At 68.2% G+C, this 13854-nt stretch carries 13 protein-coding genes; 10 read left to right on the top strand and 3 right to left on the bottom strand.

Going from position 1 to position 13854, the window contains the following annotated elements:
• Positions 1-57: 57 nt before the first annotated feature.
• From ACD584_RS11365 to ACD584_RS11350, 4 genes are all read left to right on the top strand, one after another.
• Entirely contained in the window at positions 58-2250 is a 2193-nt protein-coding gene (locus ACD584_RS11365) for a phospholipase (protein ID WP_076037685.1), read from the top strand.
• Between the two features lie 60 nt (positions 2251-2310).
• Positions 2311-2871: a hypothetical protein gene (locus tag ACD584_RS11360; protein WP_011039116.1), complete on the top strand. Its 561-nt coding sequence runs from the start codon at positions 2311-2313 to the stop codon at positions 2869-2871.
• Between the two features lie 90 nt (positions 2872-2961).
• Complete coding sequence (xth, locus tag ACD584_RS11355) at positions 2962-3741, top strand: exodeoxyribonuclease III (protein ID WP_076035756.1); 780 nt, start codon at positions 2962-2964, stop codon at positions 3739-3741.
• Positions 3738-4172 carry a GFA family protein gene (locus ACD584_RS11350; RefSeq protein ID WP_014506121.1) on the top strand — a complete coding sequence of 145 codons (435 nt, stop codon included), beginning with the start codon at positions 3738-3740 and terminating at the stop codon, positions 4170-4172. Before xth ends, ACD584_RS11350 begins: the two co-directional genes overlap by 4 nt.
• Positions 4173-4241: 69 nt before the next feature.
• On the opposite strand, the gene ACD584_RS11345 is transcribed toward ACD584_RS11350, so the two are convergent.
• Positions 4242-4493 carry a GlsB/YeaQ/YmgE family stress response membrane protein gene (locus ACD584_RS11345; RefSeq protein ID WP_039404974.1) on the bottom strand — a complete coding sequence of 84 codons (252 nt, stop codon included), beginning with the start codon at positions 4491-4493 and terminating at the stop codon, positions 4242-4244.
• 129 nt (positions 4494-4622) lie between these two features.
• On the opposite strand from ACD584_RS11345, the gene ACD584_RS11340 reads away from it, so the two are divergent.
• Positions 4623-5237 carry a 4'-phosphopantetheinyl transferase superfamily protein gene (locus ACD584_RS11340; RefSeq protein WP_161960424.1) on the top strand — a complete coding sequence of 205 codons (615 nt, stop codon included), beginning with the start codon at positions 4623-4625 and terminating at the stop codon, positions 5235-5237.
• On the opposite strand, the gene ACD584_RS11335 is transcribed toward ACD584_RS11340, so the two are convergent.
• Complete coding sequence (locus tag ACD584_RS11335) at positions 5219-6811, bottom strand: alkaline phosphatase (RefSeq protein ID WP_076035757.1); 1593 nt, start codon at positions 6809-6811, stop codon at positions 5219-5221. The two genes, ACD584_RS11340 and ACD584_RS11335, sit on opposite strands and share 19 nt — an antisense overlap.
• A gap of 411 nt (positions 6812-7222) precedes the next feature.
• Between ACD584_RS11335 and rsmG the strand changes: the two genes are divergently transcribed.
• From rsmG to ACD584_RS11310, 5 genes are all read left to right on the top strand, one after another.
• Complete coding sequence (gene rsmG / locus ACD584_RS11330; protein ID WP_011039110.1) at positions 7223-7861, top strand: 16S rRNA (guanine(527)-N(7))-methyltransferase RsmG; 639 nt, start codon at positions 7223-7225, stop codon at positions 7859-7861.
• A gap of 144 nt (positions 7862-8005) precedes the next feature.
• Positions 8006-9823, top strand: coding sequence for a DUF885 family protein (locus tag ACD584_RS11325; protein ID WP_076035758.1), 1818 nt, complete (start codon positions 8006-8008; stop codon positions 9821-9823).
• 220 nt (positions 9824-10043) lie between these two features.
• A complete protein-coding gene (locus tag ACD584_RS11320; protein WP_016944268.1) occupies positions 10044-10430 on the top strand; it encodes a hypothetical protein in 387 nt (128 codons plus the stop codon).
• A gap of 55 nt (positions 10431-10485) precedes the next feature.
• On the top strand, positions 10486-11751 hold the full coding sequence (locus ACD584_RS11315; RefSeq protein ID WP_076035759.1) for a TolC family protein: 1266 nt from the start codon (positions 10486-10488) through the stop codon (positions 11749-11751).
• Positions 11752-11963: 212 nt separating this feature from the next.
• Positions 11964-13229: an efflux RND transporter periplasmic adaptor subunit gene (locus ACD584_RS11310; RefSeq protein WP_175611465.1), complete on the top strand. Its 1266-nt coding sequence runs from the start codon at positions 11964-11966 to the stop codon at positions 13227-13229.
• A 243-nt stretch (positions 13230-13472) separates the two neighbouring features.
• Here the strand turns inward: ACD584_RS11310 and ACD584_RS11305 are convergent, their stop codons facing one another.
• On the bottom strand, positions 13473-13721 hold the full coding sequence (locus tag ACD584_RS11305; RefSeq protein ID WP_228437990.1) for a hypothetical protein: 249 nt from the start codon (positions 13719-13721) through the stop codon (positions 13473-13475).
• Positions 13722-13854 lie beyond the last annotated feature (133 nt).

Raw genomic sequence — 13854 nt, 5'->3', positions numbered from 1 at the left:
ACTGCGGAGGCTGCATCGCGCGCCGCTGAGCTTCAACAGCTTTATCATGCGCACGAGATGGCTTCGCTGGCAGACGATGTCTACGACTCAGCTAAGGGGATCGGTGATGCCCCTGTTGGATGGATGCGTGGGGGCGAAGATTTCGATCAACTTCGGAGGAGTGTTCCGCAGTTATACGCTACGAAAGATGCAGAACTAGCTGAACGGCTGCGGCCGCGCGAATCCGGCTTCCGCGCCGAAATCTACATTCCAGATCCGGCGATCCTCGGACCTGGCTACAAGCCCACCGTGGTCTACAAAGGCTCAGCGGGCGAAGTGGCGACCGCCAATGGTCTGCGCGATACCAGCGCTGAGGATTTTCTGGCCAACAACTTCCCGCAGTCGGTCGGCATGCAGACCGATTACTACGACCGTGCCATGCAGTTGGCAGCGACATTGAAAGAGCAGAGGGTCGATTTCGAGATCGCCGGTCATTCTCTCGGTGGTGGAATGGGCTCGGCTGCCTCGGCCGTCAGTGGCGCACCGGCCACCACCTTCAATGCAGCGGGCTTGCACCCAGTAACTGCGCAGCGATTCGCACTGGCGAATGGGTTGCCGACCTACGACACCGCCAACACCGTCGTGGCCTATCAAGTCCAGGGCGAAATGCTCAACAACGGCATCCAGGACAATATCCACCGGCTGGATGCGGCGCGGCGTCAGCAGCTGGCGGCGGTGATGGGCGACACCGCCACCCTGATGCGCAGCTTGCCGGAGGGGCAGGCCTTGCTCGACCACGCGCTGACCCGCGATGTGCCGGTGAATGCACAGCCGGCGGTGCATGCGTTCGTGGACCGGCTGGCGCAGGGCGATACCGCCCAGTTGCTGCAGCAGCTGCCGCTGGCCGCCGGCCGCATCGAGCCGGTGTTGCCGGCCAAGATGCAGGGCCAGGATGGCGCGTTGGTGGACCGCGCGCAGGCGCTGACCTTGCAGGAGAGCCTGTACCTGGCCGGCCCGGCGTTGGGCGTGTTGCGGGCCGGCGCTGCCGGTGCGCAGATCGGACGTGGCCTGGGCGAATACAGCGCCGCGCTGGGGCGGGCGGGCGATGCGGCGCTGGATGCGGCCGGCGACGGCGCGGCGCGCGGCATGCAGATGGGGGGTGCGGCCGTGCGCCATGGCGGTAGCGCTACGGGTGCAGCACTCGAAGCCGGCGGCGCCACGCTGGGCCGTGGCCTGGCCGCAGGCCGTGCGGTTGCCGGCGAGCTGGATGCCAGCGCGCAACGCTGGGCGGTGCAGGCCCAGGCCCAGGCGCAGGCGCAGGACACCGCCGCGGTCGCACTGCGCGGTGCCGCACGCTGGTTGCCCGATACCGCCCAGGCCGCCCTGCTGGAGCAGGCCCAGGCATTGGAGCGCCAGGCCCAGGCGGACCGCCAGCAGGCCGAGCAGCACGCCGCGCGGCTGCGCGAAGATAGCGCGCGGCAGGCAGAGACCTTGATGCACACGACCGCGGGCATGGCAACGGCCGCCGCGGATCGGGTGCGTACCGCGTCGGCGCTGCCGCAACAGGTGCTGGACGCTGTTGGCGGTCGCCTGAATCGCACCCTGGATGCCAGCGGCGATGCGCTCGCCGGCCTCACCGCGCATGCGCCCAGCGCCGGTGCGCTGGAAGGTGCGCTGCTGGCCGCCGGTGCTGCCACCCAACTCCGGTTCACGCCCAGCACCCCGCACAATCTTGGCAATGTGGCGCAGACGGCTACCTTGTCGGTGCATGGCCAACGCTCGCTGCACGAGGCGCTGGAACGCCACCTGATGACCGAGACGGTGGTGCCGAGCCTGCAGGCGCGGATCGATGCGGAAGAACAGCAGGCCCGTCAGGTCCTGGGCCAGGGCCGCACGGCTGCGCAGCAGGATCCGCACGCGCCGACGGCGCTGCGGACCGGCGATGCGGACATCGACGCGATGCTGCAGGCGCTGCGCAATCACGACGAGGCGGGGGTATTCAAGGCGGCCGAGCGGATCCGGCATTCGCCCGAAGGGCAAGCGCTGCTGCAGGAGGGGCAGGCGTTGATGCAGCAGCGCGAGCAGGAGGCGGTGACCAACCAGGTGACCTGGACCCCGGCCGACATGCAGCCGGCCGATGTGCAGATGGCGCACGGGCCGGTACGCGTGATGAGCCTGATGCACCAGGGGCCGGCGATGGCCGCGGCCGATAGCGGTGGCGGTGATGGCGGAGGAGGGGGCGGCGGTGGTGGAGGCAGCGGTGGCGGGTAGGCACCGGTATGTGCGGCAAGGCGGATGCGCGTTGGCGATGCACGGTGACGGAGACGACGGATGCACCAGGAAGAGCTGAAGGACCTGGCCAGGGCGTTGGGCACGCTGGCTGCCACCATCGAAGCGCGCGACCAGCGCCAGCATGCGGCGCTGGAGCGGGACATGGCAGCGCTGCGCGCCCTGGCTGCGCGCAACGGCGATGACATCAATCGCCTGGTCGGCGGCGCGGTGCCGCAGCTGCAGCAGGCCTGGCAGCAGGCGCTCGATAGCAGTCTCGCGCCCGCCGCGCGCCGGTTGGATGCGGTGATCTCGCGCTCCGGCACGGCCTTGCAGGCGGTGGAAACCGCGCACGAAGCGCTGCGTAGGCGGTGGCTCACCCGTGCCTGGATCACCTGCGCCGGGTTGATCGTTGCGACGGTGCTGGCCTGTGCCTCGAGTGTGTACCTGCTGACCGAAGCGCGCCGGGACCTGACGCGCTACCGGCTCGATGCCAAGGTGCTGCAGGCGGTGGCCAACAGCGATGTCGTTCTATGTGGTGACCGCTTGTGCGCCAATGTCGATGCGCGCGGGCCACGCAGCGGCGAGCGCAGCCAATACCGGGTGGTCAAACCGCGTCCATGACGGGAAGCCTTGAGCGTCGTGGGCGGGTGGACGGATCGGGCCATGGACGAGGGCGCGGTACCATTGGTGGTTTGAACCACGGTCCGCGCCATGAAGATTGCCTCCTGGAACGTCAACTCGCTCAACGTGCGCCTGCCGCACCTGCAACAGTGGCTGGCGGATTTTGCGCCGGACGTGGTGGGCATCCAGGAAACCAAGCTGGAAGACCACAAGTTCCCGGATGCGGCACTGGCCGCGCTGGGCTACCGCAGCGTGTTCTGCGGGCAGAAGACCTACAACGGCGTGGCGATCCTGTCGCGCTCGCCGGCGCTGGAGGTGCAGATGGGCATCCCCGGGTTCGATGACGTGCAGCAGCGCGTGATTGCCGCCACCGTCGATGGCGTGCGCATCATCAATCTGTATGTGGTCAACGGCCAGGACGTGGGCACCGACAAGTACGCCTACAAGCTGCGCTGGCTGGAGGCGGTGCACGACTGGATCGCGCAGGAGCTGCAGCGCCACCCGCAGCTGGTGGTGCTGGGCGACTTCAACATCGCCCCGGACGCGCGCGACGTGTACGAGCCGGAGGTGTGGAGCGACAACCACATCCTCACTTCCACCGCCGAGCGCGGCGCACTGCACAAGCTGTTGGCGCTGGGCCTGCACGATGCCTTTCGCCTGCATCACCACGATGCCGGCCACTTCAGCTGGTGGGATTACCGCCAGGCCGCCTACCGCCGCAACCTGGGGCTGCGCATCGACCTGACGTTGGTGTCGGATGCGCTGCGCGCCCGCGCGGTGGAAGCGGGCATCGACCGCGAACCGCGCACCTGGGAGCGCCCCAGCGACCACGCACCGGCGTGGGTGCTGCTGGCCGAGGCAGGCGCATGAGCGAGCGGCACCTACGGCGCAGCACGCACAAGGTGGGCGATGTCACGCTGGGCGCCGTGCATCGGTTGAATTGCCACTGCGGGGCGGTGCAGATCGATCTGGACCTGCCGCACGGCCTGGTGGATCCGCGCCGCTGTGATTGCTCGATGTGTCGCCGGCGCGGGGCCATCGTGGCCTCGGTGCCGCTGCAAGGCCTGCACGTGCGTCAAGGCGAGGACGTGTTGCGGCTGTACCAGTTCAACACGCATGCAGCCGCGCATTATTTCTGCGGGGTGTGCGGCATCTACACGCATCACCGCCGGCGTTCCAATCCCAACGAATACGGCTACAACGTCGGCTGCCTGGAGGGCGTCAACCCATACGCGTTGAACATCACGGTGCCGGTGGAAGACGGCATCCATCACCCGGCCGATCGCGTTGCGCCGCAGTGAGCCCCTGGCCGGCTGAAACAACAACGCCCGGGCAAGCCCGGGCGTTGTATTCACAGCACTGCGCTGGACTCAGCGCACGCGGCCGCGGGTAAACAGATTGACGATGGCCAGCAGGATCACCGCGCCCACCAGCGACCACACGAAGGTCCACAGCGTGATGGCCTGGTTGATGCCGCCGCCGAACAGGAAACCGGCAATCAACGCACCCACGATGCCCACCACCACGTTGAGGATGATGCCCTGCTGCGCATCACGCCGCATGATGATGCTGGCCAGCCAACCCACGATCCCGCCGACGATCAACCAGATGATGATGCCCATGCCGCCACTCTCCTCGTTCGTTCGCACCGGAGCTGGTGCGTGGGCGCCATTCAACGCAGCCGGCCGTGAAACGCCTGTGCAGCGCGCTGAACGGCGCGGCCTGCGGTTCGGGTTGGTGCAGGCCACGTGATGGCGTCCGGCATGCAGCCAGCAGCGGAGGCGGACCACTGGCAATTCGGCACCACCCAGGTCTGGCGGCGTGCGCATCGGCACGGCGAACGCGGCGAGCCGCAGGCGCGCGAATTGCTGGGCAAGGCGCTGGGACTGGACCCGGCGCAGGTGCCGCTGCAGCGTGACGCGCGTGGGCGGCCGACCTTGCAGCCGGCCTTGCCCGAGTGGGACACCGGCTGGAGCCACAGCGGCGATCACCTGCTGGTGGGGCTGGGCCACGGCGTGCGGCTGGGTGTGGATCTGGAGCGCATCCGCGAACGCCCCCGCTTGCTGGACATCGCGCAGCGGTTCTTCCACCCGGACGAGATCGCCTGGCTGACGGCGCTGCCCGCCGAGACGCAACAGCCGCTGTTCTTTCGCCTGTGGTGCGCCAAGGAAGCGCTGCTCAAGGCCCATGGCCACGGGCTGTCGTTCGGCCTGCACCGGTTGGCGTTTGCACCGGATGCTTCCGGTGCGCTGCAGCTGCACTGGTGCGACCCGGCGCTGGGCGAGGCTGCGCGCTGGCAGCTGCACGAATGGCTGGCCGCGCCCGACTGCCGCGCGGCGCTGGCCTGTTACCCGTTGGCGGTGTGAGGCTGCAATGCACCATGCGGCAGGATCGGCTGGCGAAACTGCGCCACGCCATCGAGGTCGCGCAAGGTCACCGTGAGCACGCCGCTGTGGCCGTCGATCTCCACCTCGCCGAAGAACTGAAAGCCTGCCAACGGTGAGGTGTTCGGTGCCGGTGGCGCCTTCTGGAACACCACCGTGGGGCCGAAGGTGGCATCCAGTGCATTCGGGCCGAAACTGCCGGCATTGAGCGGGCCGGCGACAAATTCCCAGAACGGTTCGAACTGCTGAAACGCGGCCTGATCCGGATGGTAGTAATGCGCCGCGCAGTAGTGCACGTCGGCAGTGAGCCAGAGTGTATTGCGGATGCGCGCGGTGCTGATGAAACGTAGCAATGCGGCGATCTCCTGCTCGCGGCCGCGTGGCACGCCCGGATCGCCATTGGCAATGGCTTCCCAGCGCGCACGTCCATCCGCATCCTGGCCGTCGGGAACCTGCAACCCGATCGGCATGTCGGCGGCAATCACTTTCCATTGCGCGCGCGAGCCGGCCAGTTCGCGCTGCAGCCAGGCCAGTTGTTGCGGGCCGAGAAACGCGGCATCTGCGCCCGGTGTCGGTTGCAGGTTGTCGCTGTTGGCACCGCGATAACTGCGCATGTCCAGCACGAACACATCCAGCAACGGGCCATAGCTGATCTTGCGGTAGATGCGCCCATCGCCGTCGGCCCGCACGCCGCGCATCGGCGCGTATTCCAGGAAGGCCTTGCGTGCGCGCGTTGCGAGCACCTCGATGTCGTGCACCTGGTAACGCGCATCCAGCTGCTTGCCGGGCGACCAGTTGTTGGTGGTTTCGTGGTCGTCCCACTGCCACACCTGCGCCACCTCGGCGTTGAAGCGGCGCAGATGGTCGTCGAGCAGGTTGTAGCGGTAATTGCCGCGAAATTCGTCCAGGGTCTCGGCCACCTTGCTCTTGGCGGCGGTGGTGAGATTGCGCCAACGCTTGCCGTCTTCCACCGTGAGTTCGGCCGGGACCGGGCCATCGGCATAGATGGTGTCGCCGCTGTGCAGGAAGAAGTCCGGGTTGCGTGCGCGCATCGCCGAATAGATGCGCATGCCACCGATGTCCGGATTGATGCCGAAGCCCTGGCCCACGGTGTCGCCGCTCCAGACAAAGCGCACATCGCGGCGTGTCTGCGGCGCGCTGCGCAGATGCCCATGCACCGGTGCGCTCAACACGCCGCTGTGCGCATCTTCAAAGCGCACCCGGTAGAAGATGTCTTGCCCCGGCGGCAGCGCGGCCAGGTCCACGCGTGCGGTGAAATCCTGGGTGGGCAGCGCCAACGGGCCGTCGATCCGCCGTGCATGGCGCAGGCTCGGTCGCGTATCCCATTCCACCCGCAACCGCGCCGGGCGATCGCAGCGGCTCCACAGCATCGCGCGGCCCTCCTGCACATCGCCGCTTTGCACGCCATCGGTGATCAGCGGCCGCCCGGACGGCGCCGCCAACGTGCGTGTAGACCAGCCGGCTGTGGCCGGCAACAGCAGGCCGGCACCCAGACCTTGCAGAAGGCGGCGGCGGGCGGGATCGGAGGCAGACATGGGATGTCCTTCAGTCAGCGGCGGCTGCCTGCAGGTGTAGCGCGGCTGTTTGACCGCCGCGTGTCCGCCAAGGGCACTGGCGGAAGTCGCGTGACCGGGATCACGCTGATGCCGGGCGGCCGGATACGCGTCCCCCACCGAACACGTCAGGCCGCGCCGGGGATGCGCCGCTGTGTCGCACCCGACACGGTATGAATTACGGGCTGGCTGGCGTCGGTGTGCAACGTGCTCGTGTGCTGCTACAGCCGCTTCCCGCTTCCCGCTTCCCGCTTCCCAATCCCGAATCCCGAATCCCGAATCCCGAATCCTGAATCCCCAATCCCGAATCCCGAATCCCCAATCCCCAATCCCCAATCCCCAATCCCCAATCCCCAATCCCGCCGCGCCACTGCCAGCTGCGATAATCGCGGCATGAATGATGCTGCGCTTCCCCCCGATGTCTCTGCCGCGCTGGCCAACGGCCTGCAGGCCCAATCCCTGGATGCGGACTTTGCCGCGCCGCTGCTGCGTTACCTGACGCTGCTAGTGCGCTGGAACAAGACCTACAACCTCACCGCCGTGCGCGACCCGCGCGAGATGGTCACCCGCCATCTGCTCGATTCGCTGGCCATGCAGCCCTACATCGTCAGCGGCACGCTGGCCGATCTGGGCACCGGCCCCGGGCTGCCCGGCATCCCGCTGGCGATCACCCGCCCGCAGCTGCAGGTGACGCTGGTGGAAAGCAACGGCAAGAAGGCGCGTTTCATGCGCGAGGCGCTGCGGCACCTGGCGTTGGGCAATGCCCGCGTGGCCGAGGCGCGTGCCGAAGCCGTCGACGAACCGGCCGCCTACGACCATCTCACCGCCCGCGCGCTGGATACGCTGGCCGGCATCATCGCCGTTGGCGGGCATCTGCTGCGCCCGGGCGGCAGCCTGCTGGCGATGAAGGGCGTCTACCCGCACGAGGAAATCGCCGCATTGCCCGCCGGCTGGCGCGTGGGCGAGGTGCATCCGTTGCAGGTGCCCGGCCTGGACGGCGAGCGCCACCTGGTGGTGGTGCACAAGGACTGATCTGGCGTGGCCGCACACGCGGCGGCGCGGATGGAAGCAAGCCCAACCGCAAGCCTGACGCACGCGTTGGGACTTCCGGCCCATGGCAGCCGGCCCGGTGCCTGCGATGATCGGAGGTTCGATTCGACCGCAGGTTGCCCGCACGTGACATCTCCCCTTGCCGCCGCACTCTCGTTCGCCCTGCTGGGCCTGTCCTTCAGCGCCGATGCCGCGCCACCGGTAGCGGCCAACGCGCCGGCCACGCTGCGCACCGAAGCGCCAGCCGATGCGCGCTTCCGCGCCATCTACGAGAAAGAATGGGCATGGCGGCAGGCCGAGACCGGCCAGGCCGACGAAGACACCGACACCACCGGCGACAACACCCGCCTGCCCGACGTTGGCCCGGCCGCGCAGCAGGCGCGCTTGGCGGTCTGGGACGGCGTGCTCAAGCAGCTCGACGGCATCGACCCGGCCACGCTCTCGCCGGCCAACCAGGTCAACTACGCCATCTACCGCCCGCAGGTGGAAAACCTCGCCGCCGAAGTGCGCCTGCGCGCCTACGAGATGCCGTTCAATTCGGACAGCTCGTTCTGGTCCAACCTGGGCTTCATGGCGCAGCGGCCGATGAAGACCGCCGCCGAATACCGCGCCTACATCGCCCGCCTCAATGACGTGCCGCGCTATTTCGACCAGCAGGTCGCCAACATGCGCGCCGGCCTGGCCCGCGGCTTCAGCGTGCCGCGCGCGGTGCTGGACGGGCGCGATGGCTCCATCGCCACCGTGGCGCAGGTGAGCGACCCCACCGAGTCCACCTTCTACGCACCGTTCAAGCAGCTGCCCGCGCAGATCCCCGCCGCTGAGCAGGCGCAGCTGCGCGCGCAGGCCAAGGCGGCCGTGAGCGGCGCGGTGATCCCGGCGTACGCCAGGTTGCTGACCTTCTTCCGCAACGACTACGTGCCCAAGGCGCGCACCACCCTGGCCGCCGAAGCCATGCCCGACGGCAAGGCGTTCTATCGCCAGCAGATCCGCGAATACACCACGCTGGATCTCACCCCGGACCAGATCCACCAGATTGGCCTGGACGAGGTGGCGCGCATCCAGACCCAGATGAACGCCATCATCCAACAGGTTGGTTTCAAAGGCAGCTTTGCGCAGTTTCTGACCTTCCTGCGCACCGATCCGCAGTTCTATGCCAAGACTCCGCAGGAGTTGCTGGACCGCGCCGCGTGGATTTCCAAGCGCGTGGACGGGCAGGTGGGCAAGTTCATCGGCACGCTGCCGCGCGGGCGCTTCACCATCAAGCCGGTGCCGGACGATATCGCCCCGTTCTGGACCGCCGGGCGCGGCGGCGCCACCACCTATTGGGTGAACACCTACAACCTGCCGTCGCGGCCGTTGTACAACCTGCCCGCGCTCACCCTGCACGAATCTTCGCCTGGCCACTCGCTGCAAGGCTCACTGGCGCTGGAACAGGGCGAGCAGCCGGCCTTTCGCCGCGAAAACTACATCTCCGCCTATGGCGAAGGCTGGGCGCTGTACACCGAAAAGCTTGGCCAGGAGATGGGCATCTACGAGACGCCGTACGAAGAGTTCGGCCGGCTCACTTACGAGATGTGGCGCGCCTGCCGTCTGGTGATCGACACCGGCGTGCATCACGACGGCTGGAGCCGCGACCAGGCGCTGGCCTACCTGCGCGACCACACCGCGCTGAGCGAGCACGAAGTCACCACCGAGGTGGACCGCTACATCTCCTGGCCGGCGCAGGCGCTGAGCTACAAGCTCGGCGAGATCGCCATCGTCAAACTGCGTGCCGAAGCCGAACAGGCGCTGGGCGAGCGCTTCGACATCAAGGCCTTCCACGATGTGGTACTGCGCCAGGGCTCGGTGACCTTGCCGGTGCTGGAACAGCAGGTGCGCGCCTTCATCGCGCAGAGCAAGGCCCGCCCGGCCGACCAGAAGCCGGCACCGACCACCGCGCCGTGATCGCCCGGGCCCGCAGCCACGCGGCGGCCTGCACAGGAAAGACGGCACCAGTGGCCCGCTCCACGCAGGAGCGGCCCTGGCCGCGAAGCCGTACCGATCCCCAACCGACGTCCACCCGTCAGGCGCACCCCGACACCGGCATCGGTGTTTCTACGCCTAAAGCGACAAGACACCCGCACTGCGATTGTGTAACCCCCCCCGGCCTCTATACGCTGCGGGCATGTTGCTTCGCCGCGCCCGCCTGTTGCACCCGTTGCTGCGCCTGATGGCGCTGGCGGTGCTGATGATGGGCGTGCTGGTCGCGCCCATCGCCTGTGCGCTGGGCGACGTGCATGCCCTGGCGCATGACCAGGCACATCTGGACGACACCGCCGCGCATGGCCACGACGGTGCCGACGAAGCCGATGCGGGCGGCGACCAGGATGGCGCCGGCCTGCTGCATGCCCTGATGCACAGCGGCTATTGCCACGGGCACAGCCCGGCCCTGTTGTCGGCCGCAGCGTGGGGCCCGTTGCCGGCCAGCGCGCAGGCGCAGCCGGCGCCGCTGCCCAGCGTCTACCGCTCGCACCTGATCGAGACCCTGTTGCGTCCCCCGATCGCGGCGTGATGCATCGCCGGCAGCTGCCGGCCTGTCCATCGATCCCGATTCCGGAGACACCCTCATGTGGTTGCGACTGACGGCACTTGCCGTCTTCGCGGTCGTGCCGTGCGCCATGGCGCAGGACGTACCGCCCAAACCCGTGCTGACCCTGGACGACGCCATTGCGCGCGTTGCCCGGCAGCATCCCGATCTGCGCCTGGCCGATGGCCAGCGTGCGGTCCTCACCGCCGAAGCCGAACGCGACGCCCTGCGTCCGCCGTTGCGCCTGGGCGCACAGGTCGAAAACGTGTTCGGCACCGGACCTGCGCGCGCGCTGGACCAGGCCGAACTCACCGTCACCCTGGCCGGGGTGCTGGAGCGCGGCGGCAAGCTCGACGCGCGCCGCACCCTGGCCCAGGCGCGCATCGACGCGCTGGCACCACAACGCGCATTGGCACGGCTGGATGTGTTGGCCGAAGTGGCGCGGCGCTATCTGGCCATCAGCCTGGCGGCGCAGCGGCAGACGGTGGCGTTGGAGACGCTGGCGCAACGGCAGCGCACCGTGCGGGCCGCGCGTCAGCGCCTGCAGGCCGGCGCATCCCCCGAATCGGTGGTGCTGACCGCGCAGGCGCTGCAGGCGCGTGCGGAACTGGAGCGCGATCGCGCGCAGCAGGAGTGGTTGGCCGCATGTCGGCAGCTGGCGGTGTTGTGGGGCGAACGCACGCCCGACTTCGCCGCAGTCACCGGCGACCCGCTGCAGCTGCCGGCGATTCCCGACTTCGACGTGCTGGCGCAGCTGCTCGATGCCACGCCCGAGCTGGCGCGCTTGAACAACGAACAGCGCGTGCGCGAGGCACGGGTGCGGCTAGCCCGCAGCCAGGCACGCCCGGATCTCGATTGGCAGGTGGGCGTGCGCCGCCTGCAGGGCAGCGATGCCACCGCGCTGGTCGGTGGGGTGTCGTTGGCGCTGGGCAGCGCGGCACGTGCGCAGCCGGAGATCCGCGCGGCCGAAGCGGAGCTGTCGTTGCTGGACATCGAACGGCAGTCGCAGGTGCTGGTGCTCTACACCACGCTGGCGGACGCGCACGGCCGCTACCGCGCCGCACAGCTGGAAGTCAGCCGCATGCGCGAGGACGTGCTGCCCGCACTCGCCCGCGCCGATGCTGCTGCCGAACGCGCCTACCGCGCCGGCGCCACCAGTTATCTGGATTGGGCGCAATTGCAGGCGCAGCACAACGACGCACGCCAGCAGCAACTGGCCGCCGCATCGGAGGCGCAGACCGCGCTGATCGAAATCCAGCGCCTGACCGGCCAGCCGTTTGTCTTGCCCGCGCAGGTGACGCCATGAGCCTGCACATCTGGCACCTGCAGTGCCGCAGCAGGCTGATCGCACTGCTGCCTGCACGCATCACCACCGGTTGTCTTGCAGCGGCGTCACGCCTGCGCGTGCTGCCACGCGCACATCTGCAGACGCACACATCGCGCACCACCTCCACGCACTGTTCTTCATCGCTTGCTGCCTTCGGCGCACTGCGCGGGCACCTCACAGGACCTGTTTCCATGACCACGACTTCTTGGATCGCGCCGCTGTTGCTGGCGCTGCTGCTGGGCGGCTGCGGCCGTGACGGCGACGACGCACACGCGCACGCCGGCGATGCCGCAGAACACGGCGGCGAGGGGCACGCCGAGGAAGCCGCCAAAGGCAGCCATGGCGGGCGCCTGCTGAGCCAGGACGGCGACAGCGTCGAGCTGGCGATTGCCGAAGACGGCACCCCGCCCACCTACCAGGCCTGGCTCTACCGCGATGGCAAACCGTTGCCGGCCACCGCCGGCAGTGTGGAGGTGCGGCTGACCCGTCTGGGCGGCGCCACCGAAGTGCACCGGCTCAGCGCACGCCCCGATGGCCGCCTGCTGGCCGACAGCGTGGTGGCCGAGCCGCATTCGTTCGATGTCGAGCTGCGCGCGAAGGTGCAAGGCAAGGCGCATCGCTGGACCTATGAAAGTTACGAAGGCCGCACCACGATCGCCGCGGCGATCGCCAAGGAAAGTGGCATTCGCGTGGCACCGGTGGCCGCTGGCAGCATTGCCGACCAGCATGAGGTGCAGGGCCTGCTGACGCCGGCCGAAGGCGGGCAGGCACAGGCCACCGCGCGCTTCCCCGGCCCGGTGCGCAGCCTGCGCGCCAACGTGGGCGACCAGGTGCGCGCCGGGCAGGTACTGGCCACGGTGGAGAGCAATCTGAGCCTGACCACCTACAGCGTGAGCGCGCCGATCAGCGGCACCGTGCTGGCACGCAACGCCAGCGTGGGCAGCAATGCCGGCGAAGGCCAGGCGCTGTTCGAAATCGCCGACCTCTCCACCTTGTGGGTGGACCTGCACATCTTCGGCGCCGATGCCGGGCACATCACCGCCGGCGCGCCGGTCACCGTGACCCGCATCAGCGACGGTGTGGTGGCGCAGACCACGTTGGAGCGGGTATTGCCAGGCACGGCAACGGCCAGCCAGAGCACGGTGGCGCGCGCGGTGCTGCGCAATACCGATGGCCTGTGGCGGCCAGGGTCGGCAGTGAAGGCGCGGGTGACGGTGGCGCAGCAGCCGGCCAAGTTGGTGATGCCGGTGAGCGCGTTGCAACAGTTCCGCGATTGGCAGGTGGTGTTCGTGCAGGTGGGCGAGACCTACGAGGTGCGGCCGTTGACGCTGGGTGCGCGCGATGCGCAGCAGGTGGAGGTGCTGTCGGGGGTGGTGGCGGGGGATGTGGTGGTGGTGGAGCAGAGTTATCTGGTGAAGGCGGATATCGAGAAGTCGGGGGCATCGCATGATCATTGATCATTGCGTGTCTGCTGTTTCCTCCGCTGCGCTGGCATTTCAGTTGGGTTTGCCGGTGCTTCGTGACAGCTCAAACCATGGCGTGTGCGAGGTTTCTTGCTTCGGCCGTCGAGCTGAAAATGAAACGAGCGGTGTTGGTTCTTTTCGGACGGTGCAACGGCAGGGGCTTTCACGCCCTCTCGGGCGCGAGTCACTTTTCTTTGCTTGTGCAAAGAAACGTAACCAAAAGAAAGCACACCCCGCCTACGCGCCCTTCGGGTGCGCGGAGCCGGCGGGAATTTTCGGAAGGGACATCCTGTCCCTGCCGAAAACGTCGCGCATCCGTGCGCGCCGCCCCGGTGGGGTTTGCCCACCGTCTCCGCCGCTGCGGAAGGGGCCCCGGTACGGCAACGGCAAGATCGAAAGCAACAGCAACAGCAACAGCAACAGCAACAGCCACAGCAACAGCCACAGCCACAGCCACAGCCACAGCAGCAACAAGAACAGCAACACCAACAATAGCAATGCCAATTACAACGCTGATCACAAAGACGCTCGCTGCATCAGCGGTTACTGCAGTGATTGGGGCAGTGCTGGGTTTTCTAGCGGGATAAGTCGCAGGCGTGCTGTTGGCGCAATCACTGCG

This window comes from Xanthomonas sp. NCPPB 2922 (genome assembly GCF_041520885.1).
In the GTDB taxonomy this organism is placed as follows: Bacteria; Pseudomonadota; Gammaproteobacteria; order Xanthomonadales; family Xanthomonadaceae; genus Xanthomonas; species Xanthomonas campestris.
The sequence above is the reverse complement of the archived record's forward strand: the minus strand, read 5'-3'. Positions and strand labels throughout refer to the sequence as shown.